Source organism: Ruegeria sp. AA6, from assembly GCF_056542865.1.
In genome coordinates, this window is sequence record NZ_JBQGAN010000002.1 from 1 (window position 1) to 13829 (window position 13829).

Consider the following 13829-nt stretch of genomic DNA (forward strand, 5'->3'; position numbering starts at 1 on the left):
ATTTGGGAGCGCGTTTGCCAAGGCGCCGGTAACCCAAACAGTGGACGACTTTTGCTCCGCCCAATGGCAGACTTTCTCACCGCCGTTGACAAGCTAACGAAAACCATTGGTCTGGGGTGTTGGTTTCTGTCCAGTCTCTGACAAGAATTTTTCGCAAACATAAACGGGATCTAGAAAACTCCCAATTGGCGATGGACCAGTAGGTAAGGCGTTTTTGAGGTTTGTTTGAAACTAGGCGTTTAGCAATAGTAACTAATTGCGAAGTCAATCATTGCGATTTTCTAGGTTTGTGAGCTGGGCGACCTTACTGCGACATGAATGATCCGCCTGTCAGTCGGACGCGTAACACATTTATCCCAATACTAAAGCCCGCGTCGTTCAATTGGTTTCCCTCCGAACAATGCGGGTTTTTGGGGGATGAGGGGGTAACGAGTTTTCTGTAACCAGTTGCCGACCGGACCTTTTAATCTGGTTCGGTCGGTAAAGTCTTATCGGGTGTTTCCACCCCGTGCTTTTCCAATCATTCCAGCACCTCTCCCCATTGCAGTTGTAGCGACGGTGCGTTGCGGCAAGGTTTCAGTTACGTCTCACCTTTATCGTCGTCTGCTGTCGAATGTGGATTGAAGCATGCCCGAACTGGCCGTTTGCCAATCTTCGCCGCACTCCATTTGGCTCTAAATGGCGATACTTGCCACGAGAAAATTCTGGCAAATCAAGAGCCAATCCTTGTTTGATTAATTCTGCACCTATGTCGCGACCATCGGGTAGATAGCATGTACCTACAAGTCGATCATAAGACCTTTCCCCATCAAGTTCTGCGGTGATGATCTGTCCCTTGCAGATGTTGACCATCGCCCATTTCGATTTTTGGCCATATGGCATGTCCAATTCTGGAGCATCAATTCCAGCCAAACGAATTTTTGTTCCATTTATTCGTATCGTGTCTCCATCAATCACATAGGCACGCCCATGCAGCATCATGCTCTTTGGCATTGCTGGGATTGAATATGCTGGCTTTTGGATGGGTCGCCGATTGTTAGGTCGAATTACTGGTTTTAGAACAGTTCGTTGTTTAGTCGGTTGAACTGTTGGCTTTTGGGAGGTTTTTCTCCGGCTGGAACGACCAACTGCACTTCCAACGGAGCGACCTATAGACCGACTTGAACCAGTGACCTTAATCAACAATCCGCCAAATATAACGATCAAAACAATTAGTTCCATAGGCACAACAATCCCAACGCTAAACAACTGCAAGATTTGGTAGATTTAGGATTGGGGTCGGCCTGATTGCTTTCGATTTTGGGTCAAAAGGTTTCTAGTTACTGCCAAAAATTAAGAAAAACAGTTGACTAACTCGGCCCGAACTAGGGACGCAACTAAGACGGGGGAAGACATTGATAGAGTAGTAAGCCCCACCGGCTTTGCTGGCTAGCTGCCGGGGACCAGCAGCGTAGCTGAAACTCCGGTGGGGCTGAGTGTTGGTGGTACAACACACGTTAGGTAGTTAGGCCGGGCTAGCGAGAAGGCAAAGCCCACTGCTTGGCCATTCTTTTGTTGCTGGCGTTGAGCGAAAAGCCAAAGGCTTACCTATTCTATCTTATTACCTTTGGAGCGGTTGTCGGCCATCGGAAGGACACTGAGGTTCCAAGGCACGTGCAAGCCGCAGATGTTGTCGTTCACCAATGGACAAATATGATCTACTTCGTGAGGGATACCTGTGACTTCTGACAAACGCTGAGCCTCGGCGTAAAACTCTGCGATCTGAGCATGATGTTCATCGTTCAGCCAGGGTGGGATTGCGTCGCGAACTGCCGCTCGGCGACGGGCAGCTTTAGCGTTAAAGGTATGGCGGTTACTTTCGCGCCACTTCTTAGCGTACTTGTTGTAGCGTTCCCGTATTTCTTCGGGCGTCATGCTTGCAGCTCTTTCAGCAGCCGCCACTTTTGCGGCTCCGGGTGGCAAACCTGTCCCATAAAAATCAGCGTACCAAGAACTGTATTTCTCTGTTTTCCTAAAGTCCGCTTGAAACTCCCTCATCTGTGCCTTTTTGCAGGCGTCGGAATTACAGATTTTTTGGTTATTTCCTGTTTTTTCAAACTCGCAGCCGCAGACTTCGCAGATAGGTTTGGGCTTCGTCGCCGCTTTGGCCCGCCTACGGTTTCTAGCAATTTGATTTCTACAGTCTTGGCACTGACGACCGTGTACCAGAGGTTTGGCTTCGCCGCACTTCGAGCATGTCTTCGCTTTCTCCATGCGGCAGGTATACAAAAGCTGACGAAAATACACCAACGGGTATCAGCCAATCAACTATGCCCAACTGGACCGCGCAGTTCTGGTTCTGTCGGTAAAGCATGATCTGGCGGTTCCACCCCGTGCTTTTCCAGCCATTGTAGTACTTCACCCCATTGCGTCTGGATGCTTGGTGCGCTGCGATACTCGTGCAGCGACTCCAGTCGGCATCGTAAGTCGTAGGGAATAGTTCGGGGCCATTTTTTCATGATGATATGTTCTATTTTTGTTCACGCGCAAGTCAACCGATATTATCGCCCCGCTGGTCAATGGGGGGTTGGCAAATTACTCTTTCCAAACTAAGGCTTAGCCAATTCAACTGGTGATGAAGTCATGATAGCTTTTTGGAAGAAATTCAAAGCCCTTAAGGTAGTTTTGAATTGGGAATTTGCGCGTACGCTTGGCGAACTTACAATTCTTACAAGAGCATCATACTTCATGTTGCTTTTTGTTCCCTTTCTCGCCGCTTTGTGGCCAACCGCACGTGGAGCCATTTCATCTTACAACGAGTACTTTGTTCTTCGACGCATTGAAGTTGAACGAGCGATTGAGGTTAGTCCAAACTTATCAGTTGAAATGTTGCTTTCCGCGGAAACAGGACTTCAATCGGTCGATCCCAATTTACCGTTAGTATGGGCTTGGGCGTTTCTTGCCTCGCTATGCGCGGTTCTAGCTAACCTGGCTTACCAGGTTCGTGCGCCAGAACTTGTCAAGCAAATGTCGAAGGAAGAGTATGTTAATGAAAGAAACAAGAATTTTTTCGAAACTCCAACACAAGACCTAGTTGATTGGGCTTTCTTTTGGACCTTGAGGTTGCAAGCTGTGAAGGAGGGAAAATCTCTGTCAGACCTTGGTGTGCATCAAATGCTGAGCCAAATTTTTTTAGCGTGGAAGAAGGCTTCGAAACCTTTTCATGAGCAAATGAAAGATGATCAAACTAAACTTGACAATGTGCAAGTGGTGCAACGTGGGTCTAGTGCCGCATACGAACTTTCTGCGCAGGAAAATCCATGGTCAATTCTGTTCGCGTCCTTCCTCTATTTTTTGTCCGTTCTGCTGATCTTGTTTATTATTTGGACGCAATCGGTTTCGGTACTTAGAGCAGCTGGGTTAATTCCGTACTAAATCTAGCCTTAAGATTTGCGCCCCACTTGATGCCGATGTGAAGCTGTGGCTAGTGTGAGTCATGACGGACACTGTAACCAGTGTCCGTCTGCTCGATTTAGTTATGTGCTGTTAGATCAGCACGGCTTGGGTCGTTGCGCTGCTACTTGTCGCGAAGTTTTCGCAGCGTGACGACCAATCCTGCAATCGAAGCTATCGTTCCTAAAACGGTGATAACGTCGATCAGGTCCAGAGCATAACTGCCCATGGACCCAGTCTGTACGTTGCAAGACTCATGGTCCAGCGTCACTTTTGTGGATAACTTAAAATTACTGGGGACAACGGGTGGTTAACCAGTTGGAAACAACAACGCTTCCCAGCGGCCCATGATGGCCCGTCGCTGCGTGAGGCGGCGCGAACGATTGTAGGTCCGAGCAACGCCAAGGCGGGTCGATGCGGCCTGATGGTTCAAGATCCGATCAATGTCGTTTTCATCCTGCCCGTCATCGGCCAGATGCGTGGCGAACGACCGCCTTATGTCGCGTAGCTGGTACTGTTTGCACGGGATGAATGCGGACTGAAACCAGCGTTTTTTGACGTGTGCCGTGGTGGCAAACTCAGCAAACATATTCGGCATCATGCCACCCAGCACAAACGCCCGTGGCGCCAACGGTACGATGTGGCTGGTGCCGTTTTTAGACGTCGGTAGGTGCATGTCCTGACCTTGCAACCGATTGGGACAGAACCGCTTCAGGTCCGACTCTCGTTGCCCGGTCAGAATGAGCAACCGAAGGAACTGCGCCCACGCTTGGCCCTGATAGGGTGCGGCATCGTACAAGGCCCGTAGCTGGCCCAGAGACAGAACCGCATCGCGTGGTGCCTCACGTGCTGGCATCATGGTCGGATGCAGCCCGGTCCAGTCGTTTGCGCGACAGTACCGCCAGAAATGGGTCAGAGCGGATCGATACCGATTCCGCGTGGCGGTTTTCCACTTCGACAGCAGGTCCGACAGATCACCATTCGTGATGGATGAAACGTCGGTTTCCATATGGTCTTGCAGGATGCGAGACAGTTGGGTGTAGCGTTCCGCACCCGTCTTGATTGTGGACAGGTGGTCGGTCTTGTAACGGTCGATTGCGTGCTTAATCTTCACAGGCATACCCTCAAAATCCGTGTACACGGATGGTTGGTAGCCTTTCGTTTCATTTTCCGCAGCCGTATCAACGGCTTGAGGATTGGAGGCGAGTACCGGAATCGAACCGGTGTACACGGATTTGCAATCCGCTGCGTCACCACTCCGCCAACTCGCCTTTTCAAGTAATATCAAATACTTGCCGTGGTGTGGCAGGGGTTTTAACACCTTTCTTTTGGGGCGTCCAGTAGGTGGGGCGTAAAAAACCTCGATCTACTTTTGGTGTGCGGCGCAATGCCGTCCCAAGTTCTTGCTATCCGATAGAACTTTCCACGTCAGGGCCGTTGCTGGTTTCGTCCGGATATGGCACAAGCCGGACATACTTGGGATTAAAAGTGAGCGATCCAATGACAGATTTCGCAACTCGGCGCCGCACGATGGTTGATACACAAGTTCGACCCTCGGATGTTACGAAGTTTCCCATCATTGACGCTATGCTCACTGTTAAGCGCGAGAATTTTGTGCCGGACGCGCAGCGCGAGACTGCTTATGCCGAGGGTGTGATTGACCTTGGAAACGGGCGTTATCTGCTTGAACCGCGGACCCTGGCAAAGATGCTGGATATCCTGAACATCTCGAACGACGAGGTGGTTTTGGATATTGCACCGGCGCTGGGGTATTCCACCGCAGTTGCGGCGCGCATGGCGCAGCTGGTGGTTGCTGTTGAGGAAGATGAAGAATTGGCCGCCGAGGCGCAGACAATCCTGATGGAGGCGGACGCCGACAATGCGATCGTGCATGTGGGACCTCTTCAACAAGGCGCGACCGAGCACGGCCCCTATGACGTCATCATGGTTCAGGGCGGGGTGGAGCAGGTCCCTGACGAATTGATTGCGCAACTGAAGGATCACGGTCGCATTGCATGCCTGTTCGTCGAGGGTGAACTGGGCATAGTTCGGATCGGACACAAATCTGGCGGCAGAGTTACATGGCGTCACGCATTTAACGCCAACGCCCCGATTTTGCAGACATTTCGCACAGAGTGTGCATTTTCGCTATAGTTCCTGCGCATATTCTAAAGCTGCCTTGATTAGTTGAAAACATACGCGCAAACTGCGCCCAGAGCAGTGTAATTTTGGTTTGAGAAGGATTTCGTAATGCGTGTAAGAACGGGTGCGAAGTTTGTGAAGGCGTTGGCATTAACGGCGGGGATAGCGCTGAGTGCAATGCCCGGTCGTGCCGCTTGGGCGGATAATCTGACGGATGCTTTTATTGGAGCTTACAACACAAGTGGTTTGCTGGAACAGAACCGGGCGCTGCTGCGTGCGGCTGATGAAGACGTTGCAATTGCACTGTCGGCACTACGCCCGATCATCAACTGGGCCGTGACCGTCAGCCAAGACTACAGACGATCCTCTACATCTACAGGCGTGGCCAGAGATGAGCCAAGTGAATTTTTTACCGGGCTAACGCTAAGCCAGTTGATCTACGATGGCGGCTTTTCGGTGTTAGGCAAGCAGTCGGCGCAGGAAATCGTTTTGTCGACGCGGCAAACCCTGCTCGATATTGAACAGTCCGTTCTGTTCCGTGCCGCCAACGCTTATTTTCTGGTTTTGGAGCAAGAAGAAGCAGTCCAGATCAGGACGAACAACGTCGAAGTATCGGCCGAGGAGCTCCGGGCCTCTCAGGATCGTTTCGAAGTCGGGGAAGTAACCCGTACCGATGTCGCACTTTCCGAGGCTCAGCTTGCCAGTTCCCAAGCGGATCTGGCGGTCGAACGCGGGTTTCTTGTGCAAGCACAGGCCGAATATGTGAATGCGGTCGGCAAGGCGCCCGGACGTACGGGGGGCTTTCCTGCACTACCCAACCTGCCGCGGTCTGAAGGTGAGGCTGTTGCACTGGCTCAGCGAAATCATCCAGCCATTCTATCGGCGCAGCACGAGGTGCGTTCTTTCGATCTGCGGGTTCAGCAGCAGCGTGCGAATCTGGGTCCAAATGTCAGTTTGAATGCGGATGCAGGTATACGTGAAAGCTATGACAATGATGATAGCCTTGAAGATGCATCCATAGAGCTTCGTTTCAATCAGCCGATTTATGCCGGCGGCCGATTGGCTGCCAACGTGCGTCGGTCCATGGCGACTCGGGACGCATCGCGTGCCAACCTTCTAAATGTTCAGAAGAACATCACTCAGGGTGTTGTTGACGCTTATTCTTCTTTTCAGGCCGCTTCAGCCAGCCTGAGGGCTTCAACCGAGCGGGTCCGAGCTTCGCAGGTTGCCTTTGATGGTATCCGGGAGGAGGCAACACTTGGGGCGCGGACAACGCTGGATGTTTTGAATGCTCAGCAGGACTTGCTGGATGCGCAGCTGGCTGAAGTCAGATCGCGCGTTGAACGCTCACGGTCCGCGTATCAGTTGCTGCAGGCCCAAGGATTGTTGACAGCAGAACGTCTGGGGCTGGCCGTGCAGATCTATGACCCGACCCTGTACTACAACCTGGTGAAGAAGGCTCCGGCTCGGGTCAGTAAGCAAAGCAAGGATCTGGATCGCGTCCTCAAAGCATTGCGCCGGGACTAGAGCGTCAACACTACCTGTTGTGAGGTCCGGCTTGTTTGGCTAAACTCGCTCTTGAGGATAGAGCGGTAGAGAGCAATGACGGATAAAGTCGTACGAACCGGAATCGAGGACGTCTTGTCCTCGATCAAGCGTTTGGTGAACGAAGACAATCGAAAACCAGAGACCGTGCAATCGACGATCATTGCACGAAAACCCGGCAGATTGGTTTTGACTGATGCACTGCGGGTTGGCGATGACGTGCGTGTCGAGGAACCTACACATTCCTCAAGGGGCGAAGCGTTGTACCATATTGAGGATTCGGTGAAACCGATGGTCCTAAAAGCCTGCGACATCGTACGGCACGCGGAACCGTCAAGCGCGCAGCAGCCTCACCCCGCGCCGAAAAGCGATCCGGTTGAAAGTCTGAGTGCTAAAATCGAGGCTTTGGAAACCGCAATCGCCAAAACCGAAGATCAGTGGGAGCCGGACGGCGACAGTGACGACGAATATGCTGGAACGCCAAATGCGACTTTGGTCTGGGGGGCCGAGGAAGAGTTTGCCCTGATCGATTCCAAAAACGCGGGTGCCAGAAGTTCGGAAGTTGAAAAAGCACCCGTGGAGCAGGAGCCTGAACCTGCCCCGGTTGCGACATTTGTCAGAAGCCCTCGCCAAGCCCCTGCAGAGAAACCCAACCTTGCCGAGGAACCGTTGTCTGATGATGGTAAGGTAAAGACCGCGTCGTTGACCTTAGATGAGGATATGCTGCGCAGTCTGATTGCTCAGGTCGTGCGGGAGGAATTGCAAGGTGTGCTGGGCCAACGCATAACCCGCAATGTCCGTAAGATGGTGAGGCGCGAGATCTACCGGGCGCTGGCCGAGCAGAAACTGGATTAAGCCTTACGGTCGCTTTGGTTCACGAGCCAGTTCCAGCAGATGATCTAGATTCATGTGTTGTTCAAGATGGTCCGCCAGAGCGTCCAACGTGTCTTCTACCCCGTCTTCATAGGCCAGGTCCGATTTAACCCCCAGTTGCGTCAGATAGTCGGCGCGAAACGCGTCGGATGTGAAAATACCGTGTAGATAGCTGCCGCGAATGCGCCCGGTTTTATCGACAGCGCCTTCCGGGCGGTTCTCGATCTCAAGCCAAGCGCGAGAGCAGTCGGGGCCTTCGGTACGACCCATGTGAATCTCATACCCTGTTACAGGCAGGGCGGTCGGAACTGTTCGCGCGGTGCGCAAGGTGACCTGCTTTTTCCCTGCCATGATGGTGGTCACGTCCAGCAGGCCAAGGCCCTCAACCTTCCCCGGACGGCCATCGACGCCGTCCGGGTCGTCGATGGATTTACCCAACATCTGATAGCCGCCGCACAAACCCAGCACATGGCCACCGCGACGGACATGGGCGTATAGGTCGATGTCCCAACCCTGCGCCCGGAAATACGCCAGATCACCAATGGTGGATTTGCTGCCGGGCAACAGCACGAGGTCTGCATCTCCGGGCAGGGGGCGTCCGGCCGGGATGATCTCGACCGTGACACCGGGTTCGGCGGACAGCGGGTCGAGGTCGTCGAAATTGGCCATTCGTTCCAGTTGCGGTACGACGACCTTGCAGGCGCCACCACTGTGGGACCGGATGTCCATCATATCTTCGGCAGGCAGTTTCCACGCGTCGTTGAACCAAGGCACAACGCCCATACAGGGCCAGCCGGTGCGCGCGGCAATGTCATCGCGCCCTTCGTCAAATAGGGATACATCGCCCTTGAAGCGGTTGACGGCAAAGCCTTTGATCATCTTGAGATCACCTGCATCCAGTACCGCCTGAGTTCCAACGATCTGAGCGATCACGCCACCGCGGTGAATGTCACCGACCAAAACCACCGGCACCTGGGCGGCACAGGCAAAGCCCATGTTGGCGATGTCACCCTTGCGCAGGTTGGTCTCGGCAGGGCTGCCCGCACCTTCGATCAGTATCAGATCGGCATCAGCGCAGAGGCGGTCAAAGCTCTCTAACGCAGCGCCGAGAAGTTTCGATTTGTCCTTGCGGTAATCGCCCGCTTTCATGGTGCCTGCGCGCTGTCCCTGAACGATGACTTGCGCGCCGGTGTCGGTCTCCGGCTTTAACAGGATCGGGTTCATATCCGTGTGAGTGGGGCGTTTGGCTGCACGCGCCTGCAAGGCCTGCGCGCGACCGATCTCTCCGCCGTTTTCGGTGACGGCTGCGTTGTTCGACATGTTCTGCGGCTTGAACGGAGCCACCTTTAGCCCGCGTCGCGTATAGGCGCGCGCAAGCCCGGCCACTAAAACCGATTTCCCGACATTGCTGCCAGTGCCCTGAATCATGATGGCGCGAACCATGGTCGTCTCCTATACGTTGACGCGCAGATGACCTGATTTGGGGACAAAGGGAAAGCCCGGATGAACACGCCCTCGCATCTTTTGATCGGTGCCGCCGCATTCGCGCGGCCAGCTAAGGGGCCGATCCTTTGGGCGGCGGTACTGGGATCTCTGCTGCCTGATCTGTCTCTTTATGTGATGGCTGGGGTGTCGCTATATGTTCTGAACATTCCGCCCCAGATAGTGTTTGACGAGCTATATTTTTCGACCGCCTGGCAGACCGTGTTTGCCGTCGACAATTCCTTTATCCTATGGGGGCTGGCTTTGGCGTTTGGCCTCTGGCGCGGGTGGCGATTTCTGACGGTGATGGCGTCTGCGGGTCTGTTGCATCTGGCTATGGATTTCATACTGCATGCGGGCGACGGACGTCCGCAGTTCTGGCCGCTTAGCGACTGGGTTTTCCATAGCCCGATCAGCTATTGGGACAGTACGCACCATGCGCTTTGGGTGGCGCCGATATCCGTAGCGATCTGCGTGGGGGCTTATGTGGTGCTGTGGAACAGAGGGCTGTCGGTAGCCGCCAAACTGTTCTTTGCCTTGCTATTGGCCGCCGAATTATGGGTCGCGCGCCAATGGCTTTTGTTCTTTTAACCGGCCCAAAAGAAAAGCGCGCCCCGGTGTGCGGGAGCGCGCTTTTTCCTTCAGAAATCGCCTTAGATTAGGCGGCTTCAGCTTGCTGAGCGGCGTTGCGACGCTCGCTTTCTTCACGCGACAGCGCAACCGAGGTGCGCACGCCACGACCTACGAACTCCATCAGTCCGCTGACAACCCGTTCGTTCGGGTCGATACCCGCACAGGACAGCACTTCGCGACCATCGCGCGAACGTGCCCAACGGGCGATTTGTTCAGGGCCATTGCCGTATTTCTTGTCATCGGCGATAGCGTCATCCAGTGCAGCCAACACAACGGCCGCGAAAAGTTTGCGTGCACGATTGCCTTGCTCATTGTTAAAGGCAGTGCCGTCAACGAAATCTCTCATCTCGTCTTCCTTGTTGTTCTTGCTCTTGCATTTTCGGCGTGAGGGTCCTTATGACCTATTAGGTGTGATTCGGATACAGCTAAAATGCATAGTTGCGTTGCGTCACTTGCATGGCTTGCTGCAAGTGCAGCACTAGGTGTCGTTGTCTTGTCAGGTGTGGTCCCGCCAGATATAGGGACGGGAACTGACGCATCAACCGTTTGTGAAGGATTTATGTCATGCCCAAGATAAATGGGAACGAAATTCGCCCCGGCAATGTGCTTGAGCATAACGACGGGCTGTGGGCCGCTGTCAAAGTAGATCACGTAAAGCCCGGTAAAGGCGGCGCTTTTGCGCAAGTCGAGCTGCGCAACCTGCGCAACGGCTCAAAACTGAACGAACGGTTCCGTTCGGCGGACAAGGTCGAGCGCGTACGTCTGGAGCAGAAGGATCAGCAGTTCCTGTACGAATCCGATGGTATGCTGGTGTTCATGGATTCCGAGACTTACGAGCAGATTGAACTGCCTTCGGACCTGCTGGGCGAACGCCGCCCGTTTCTGCAGGACGGCATGACCATCGTGGTCGAGTTCTATGAAAGCGAGGCGCTGAATGCGACGCTGCCGCAAAAGGTGACCTGCAAGATTGTCGAGACCGAGCCGGTCGTCAAAGGTCAGACCGCCGCGAACTCGTTCAAACCGGCGATTCTGGACAATGGCGTCAAGGTAATGGTGCCGCCGTTCATCGGTCAGGACGAAATGATCGTTGTGAACACCGAAACCATGGAATATTCCGAACGCGCGTGAGGTCACGCCCGTTGGACGCGTTTCAAGACCGCAGCGGCAAAGGCCCTGCGGTCTTTTTTTAACGCCGGCTTTTCACCTGCCGATAGCGTTCCGGGTTGGGGCCGAACAGTTCCAGCATCAGTTCGTACTTGATGCGGTTGGCGCTGACTTGACGATAGAATGCGATCAAAAAGGCTGTGGGGCCTTGAATGCGCCCCAGTCCACTGGTTGCAGCAACCACCGTACCGACATCCGTTTTCCCGTTCAGAACCAGATACCCACCCAGCATCAGGACACCGACGGTACCTGCGCCGTTGATGACGCTCAGCAAAAACTTGGCGGATAACTTCCACAAGAACATGCGGCGGCGGGTGTTGTAGATATCGTCGAACTGAGCTTCGACGTCGCGTGCGGCAGTGTCTATATCTTCGATTGTAAGTTTGTCGGTCGCGCTGCGTAGAATGCGTACACGTTCGGCGACGAAGATGTTCACTTTGCGCTGGGACACCAGCACGATAACGATCTGGGGAACGATCATGGAAAAGGCGATCATTCCCAGCCCCGGCTGCGTTGCCGAGATATATCCGATCACACTGATCAACGTGCCGATCTGCACAACCGGATCAGAAAACGCGCCGCCCGCAAATTTACCCAGTTCCTCGGCCTCGGCCGAGATAGCGGTTGTCATGGTGCCTTTGCGCACTGTTTCACCGGTTTCATGCAAATCAGCCGATCGCAGCAATAGCCGCTGACGGATCAATCGGATAATGTCTTCGCCCAATGTGCCCGCGCGAAATCCCAACAGCCATTTCAGCGCCAGGCTCAGCAGGATGACAGACATCATGCCTGTGCCCAGGTAGACAAGCCGCTCGGTACTTATGTCGTCCGAGGTGAGGTGGTTGATGATATCGCGTTGAAACTCCAGCGGCACCGCAGCAAGGGCTGCGATGGCGATGGACAAGATGATAAGGATGACCTGCCGCCCGGCACTGACGCGCCAGATCGCGCGATACAATTTCAACATTTGTGCATCCGTTCATTGAACTGTGCATAGTGTGGCAGCGCCACATGTCGGGTTCAAACAGTGCAGCGATTGGTCGATGGTTAGTCGTGCCGGATTGGCAACATATTAGGGTTCGAGTGTCACGGTGGCTTCTGCAGCCTGCATGTCTCCAGTCGCGCGATCAAAACGCAGATACGCGATCCCCTGACCATTTGACTGAGTATACAGTGTGCCCGCTGGTTTCCCGCCGGACGTGATTTCTGTGCCGGCCGGCGCCGAGCCGTCAACCCGCACGCTGCGCAGCCCTTTGCGCAACTCGGTCTTGTGCTTCATCCGCGCGGTGACTTCCTGCCCAACATAGCAGCCCTTTTTGAAATCGACGCCGTTCAAACCTTCGAAACCCGATTCCAGGATATAGCTGTCGGGCGTGAGTTCGATGCCGGTTTCAGGGATACAGTGGCGCACGCGGATGGCGTCCCAATCGGTGCCATCGTCGCTTTCGGGTTCGGTGGTATAGGCCCGCCAGCCTATTTCCGCATGTCGGGGATCGGGCAGGGCGCCCGCGGGCGCGGGGCCGGTGCCGCGTTGCAGGTTCAGTCCGCTGTCCTCGATCGCAACATCGGCGCGCAGTTTATACATGCTCAGCCGTTTGACGAACCCGTCTGCGATACCCTCAGAAACATCCAGCAGAACCGTGTCGCCGTCGCGTTTCAAAAAGAAGTCCGCCAAATACTTGCCCTGTGGGGTCAGCAGCGCGGCGTAAACCAACCCGTTCTGCAGCCCGGCAATGTCATTGGTCACCAATCCTTGCAGAAAGCTGTCAGTGTCCGAGCCACTCAGGCGCAGAATACGTCGATTGGGCATGGGGCGGTCCTCGTCTTTTCCCTCGGCCCCGTGATATAGGAGTTCGCGCCGCCATGACCAGAGGGTATCCGCATTGTCAGCTCCGATCAGCATCGTCATCCCGACTCTGAATGCGGCCCAAGCCCTGTCGGAGTCGTTGCCAGCCCTGATGGAAGGGCTGCATACGGGCCTGATCCGTGAACTGATTGTCACCGATGGTGGATCGACCGACGTGACGCTTGAAATCGCGGATGAGGCCGGGGCCAAGATCGTCACCGGTGCGCCGTCGCGCGGGGGGCAGTTGCGCCGCGGATGTTCCGAGGCCAAAGGCGAGTGGTTGCTGGTCCTGCATGCCGACACTGTGTTGCAGGAGGGGTGGAGCATGGAGGTGGGTGAACACATGCGTTCGGGCAAACCCGCCGCTTTTCACTTGGCCTTTTGCGCCAAAGGGTTCTGGCCGCGTTGGGTTGCAGGCTGGGCCAACCTGCGCAGCCGGGTTTTCGCGCTGCCATACGGCGATCAGGGGCTGCTGGTTCCGCGCCGCCTCTATGAAAAAGTCGGGGGGTACCCGGATCAGCCTTTGATGGAGGATGTGGCCTTGGTGCGTCGTTTACCCGGTGTTACATTGCTGGACACCCGCGCCGTCACGAGTGCGGACCGCTATGCACGGGCGGGGTGGTTGCGTCGGGGGGCGCGGAATCTGTGGACACTGACGCGGTATTTTCTGGGCGCTGATCCTGAGAGGCTGGCGCAGGCTTATCGGCGCTAA

14 protein-coding genes and 1 tRNA gene are annotated in these 13829 nt (G+C 54.7%); 7 read left to right on the plus strand and 8 right to left on the minus strand.

Annotation, left to right across the window (positions count from 1 at the left end):
• Positions 1–576: 576 nt before the first annotated feature.
• Positions 577–1221, minus strand: coding sequence for a thermonuclease family protein (locus tag ACR0LN_RS02985; RefSeq protein WP_480427694.1), 645 nt, complete (start codon positions 1219–1221; stop codon positions 577–579).
• A gap of 366 nt (positions 1222–1587) precedes the next feature.
• Positions 1588–2286 carry a hypothetical protein gene (locus ACR0LN_RS02990; RefSeq protein WP_480427695.1) on the minus strand — a complete coding sequence of 233 codons (699 nt, stop codon included), beginning with the start codon at positions 2284–2286 and terminating at the stop codon, positions 1588–1590.
• Between the two features lie 336 nt (positions 2287–2622).
• Between ACR0LN_RS02990 and ACR0LN_RS02995 the strand changes: the two genes are divergently transcribed.
• Positions 2623–3414: a hypothetical protein gene (locus tag ACR0LN_RS02995; RefSeq protein WP_480427696.1), complete on the plus strand. Its 792-nt coding sequence runs from the start codon at positions 2623–2625 to the stop codon at positions 3412–3414.
• 328 nt (positions 3415–3742) lie between these two features.
• Here the strand turns inward: ACR0LN_RS02995 and ACR0LN_RS03000 are convergent, their stop codons facing one another.
• The gene (locus tag ACR0LN_RS03000; protein ID WP_480427697.1) at positions 3743–4546 is read right to left on the minus strand and encodes a site-specific integrase; all 804 of its coding nucleotides are present in this window, start codon (positions 4544–4546) and stop codon (positions 3743–3745) included.
• 83 nt (positions 4547–4629) lie between these two features.
• Positions 4630–4703: transfer RNA gene (locus ACR0LN_RS03005), tRNA-Cys, on the minus strand.
• 229 nt (positions 4704–4932) lie between these two features.
• Between ACR0LN_RS03005 and ACR0LN_RS03010 the strand changes: the two genes are divergently transcribed.
• From ACR0LN_RS03010 to ACR0LN_RS03020, 3 genes are all read left to right on the plus strand, one after another.
• Complete coding sequence (locus ACR0LN_RS03010; RefSeq protein ID WP_480427699.1) at positions 4933–5586, plus strand: protein-L-isoaspartate O-methyltransferase family protein; 654 nt, start codon at positions 4933–4935, stop codon at positions 5584–5586.
• Between the two features lie 96 nt (positions 5587–5682).
• Positions 5683–7101 (plus strand): TolC family outer membrane protein, encoded by a 1419-nt coding sequence (locus ACR0LN_RS03015; protein ID WP_480427700.1) that lies wholly within the window; start codon positions 5683–5685, stop codon positions 7099–7101.
• Between the two features lie 75 nt (positions 7102–7176).
• Positions 7177–7974, plus strand: coding sequence for a hypothetical protein (locus tag ACR0LN_RS03020; protein WP_480427701.1), 798 nt, complete (start codon positions 7177–7179; stop codon positions 7972–7974).
• A 3-nt stretch (positions 7975–7977) separates the two neighbouring features.
• Here the strand turns inward: ACR0LN_RS03020 and ACR0LN_RS03025 are convergent, their stop codons facing one another.
• Positions 7978–9435, minus strand: coding sequence for a cobyric acid synthase (locus ACR0LN_RS03025; protein WP_480427702.1), 1458 nt, complete (start codon positions 9433–9435; stop codon positions 7978–7980).
• 60 nt (positions 9436–9495) lie between these two features.
• Between ACR0LN_RS03025 and ACR0LN_RS03030 the strand changes: the two genes are divergently transcribed.
• Positions 9496–10065: a cobalamin biosynthesis protein CobQ gene (locus ACR0LN_RS03030; protein ID WP_480427703.1), complete on the plus strand. Its 570-nt coding sequence runs from the start codon at positions 9496–9498 to the stop codon at positions 10063–10065.
• Between the two features lie 67 nt (positions 10066–10132).
• On the opposite strand, the gene ACR0LN_RS03035 is transcribed toward ACR0LN_RS03030, so the two are convergent.
• Positions 10133–10453: a DUF6280 family protein gene (locus ACR0LN_RS03035; RefSeq protein WP_037310273.1), complete on the minus strand. Its 321-nt coding sequence runs from the start codon at positions 10451–10453 to the stop codon at positions 10133–10135.
• A gap of 218 nt (positions 10454–10671) precedes the next feature.
• Between ACR0LN_RS03035 and efp the strand changes: the two genes are divergently transcribed.
• A complete protein-coding gene (efp, locus tag ACR0LN_RS03040; RefSeq protein ID WP_480427704.1) occupies positions 10672–11235 on the plus strand; it encodes an elongation factor P in 564 nt (187 codons plus the stop codon).
• 58 nt (positions 11236–11293) lie between these two features.
• On the opposite strand, the gene ACR0LN_RS03045 is transcribed toward efp, so the two are convergent.
• Entirely contained in the window at positions 11294–12238 is a 945-nt protein-coding gene (locus tag ACR0LN_RS03045; RefSeq protein ID WP_480427705.1) for an ABC transporter transmembrane domain-containing protein, read from the minus strand.
• Positions 12239–12343: 105 nt separating this feature from the next.
• Positions 12344–13081 carry a CAF17-like 4Fe-4S cluster assembly/insertion protein YgfZ gene (ygfZ, locus tag ACR0LN_RS03050; RefSeq protein WP_480428346.1) on the minus strand — a complete coding sequence of 246 codons (738 nt, stop codon included), beginning with the start codon at positions 13079–13081 and terminating at the stop codon, positions 12344–12346.
• 73 nt (positions 13082–13154) lie between these two features.
• Between ygfZ and ACR0LN_RS03055 the strand changes: the two genes are divergently transcribed.
• Complete coding sequence (locus ACR0LN_RS03055) at positions 13155–13829, plus strand: TIGR04283 family arsenosugar biosynthesis glycosyltransferase (RefSeq protein WP_480427707.1); 675 nt, start codon at positions 13155–13157, stop codon at positions 13827–13829.